The sequence below is a fragment of the Collinsella aerofaciens genome (genome assembly GCF_015560135.1).
Taxonomy (GTDB): domain Bacteria; phylum Actinomycetota; class Coriobacteriia; order Coriobacteriales; family Coriobacteriaceae; genus Collinsella; species Collinsella aerofaciens_AN.
This window is the reverse complement of record NZ_JADMRH010000051.1, coordinates 1-1,336: the sequence shown is the minus strand read 5'-3', so window position 1 is coordinate 1,336 and position 1,336 is coordinate 1. Positions and strand designations below refer to the sequence as shown.

Genomic DNA, 1,336 nt, shown 5'->3' with positions numbered 1-1,336 from the left:
TTCGGGCATGAGAACGTGCTGAAGTTCACCGACCGCCCGTGGGAGACGATTTGGCAGATGAACGACGCCATCGTCGACAACATCAACGGTAAGGTTGCCGTGGACGATGAGCTCTACATCCTAGGCGACTTTAGTTTCAAGATGACCGCCCAGGATGCCTACGGGTTGCGCAAGCAAATCGCCTGCAGACGCATCCACCTCGTCCCGGGAAACCACGACAAGGACTGGACCCAGCCGGCGGTCGCGGGCGCGTTCACCGTGGAGCCGCCGATTTGCGTGCTCAAGATCGACGGGCAGAAGATCGTCCTGAGCCATTACCCCATGGCCGACTGGCAGGGCATGAGCCATGGATCGTGGCACCTTCACGGACACATCCACAGCAGCGGTGGCGCGTACAACGAGTTCAATCGCAAGCAGGGCCTTCTGCGCTACGACGTCGGTTGCGACGCCAACGGGCACTCCCCGGTGAGCCTCGACGAGCTGAGGGAATGGTTCGCCGGAGTCGACGAGCCGTGCAGCCGCGTGAAATGGCCCTGGTGGGTCAACGAGACCGGCGACAGGCAGGTCGAGCGCGAGCTCGAGGCTTACAAGAGGGAAGTGGTAATCCGATGACGGTCTACGTGACAGGCGACATCCACAGTGGACTCGACATGCAAAAGCTCCGCGACTGGGAGCTTGGCGATAGTCTTACCAGCGACGACTATCTCATCGTCGCCGGTGACTTTGGCTTTCCGTGGAACTTCTCTGCCGAGGAATGCGCCGATATCGCCTGGCTCGAGTCGCGCCCCTACACAGTTCTCTTTGTCGACGGCAACCATGAGCGCTTCGACCACTGGGAGGAGCGCCCCATGGAGCCGTGGCACGGCGGGCTGACGCAACGCCTGTCGGATGCTTCGTCCATCCGCCTCCTCATGCGCGGGGAGGTCTTCGAGCTCGACGGCTCGACGGTCTTCACCATGGGCGGTGCCACGAGCGTGGACAGGGAATACCGCGTGCCGTATTCCAGCTGGTGGCCTCAGGAGCTCCCGGACGGGCGCGATTTCGATACCGCGCGGGCAAGGCTCGACGAGGCCGGTTGGAAGGCCGACTGCGTCATCACCCATATCTGCGCCACGCGCATGCTCTCGCCGACGCTCTACCCGGACCCAGGCTGGGAACGCCCGGATGTAGACCGGCTGACCGGATTTCTCGACGAGCTCGAGGATCGCCTGAACTACAAGCGCTGGTATTACGGACATTTTCACCGAGACGGCAATCCGGACGAACGGCACACGGTGCTGTATGACCGGATCGTGAGACTCGGGGACAAACTCCTGCCGTGGGGCGCGTACTGATG

2 protein-coding genes are annotated in these 1,336 nt (G+C 62.4%); both read left to right on the top strand.

Going from position 1 to position 1,336, the window contains the following annotated elements; genetic code table 11:
- Positions 1-612 (top strand): hypothetical protein (locus I2H19_RS09865; RefSeq protein WP_195622551.1); only part of this gene is annotated, 612 nt, incomplete at its 5' end.
- The gene (locus I2H19_RS09860) at positions 609-1,334 is read left to right on the top strand and encodes a metallophosphoesterase family protein (protein ID WP_195622550.1); all 726 of its coding nucleotides are present in this window, start codon (positions 609-611) and stop codon (positions 1,332-1,334) included. The genes I2H19_RS09865 and I2H19_RS09860, both read left to right, overlap by 4 nt.
- Positions 1,335-1,336 lie beyond the last annotated feature (2 nt).

Bases quoted from the DNA above. Each gene is read 5' to 3' on its own strand.
- I2H19_RS09860 (WP_195622550.1), top strand. From the start codon at position 609: ATGACGGTCTACGTGACAGGCGACATCCACAGTGGACTCGACATGCAA.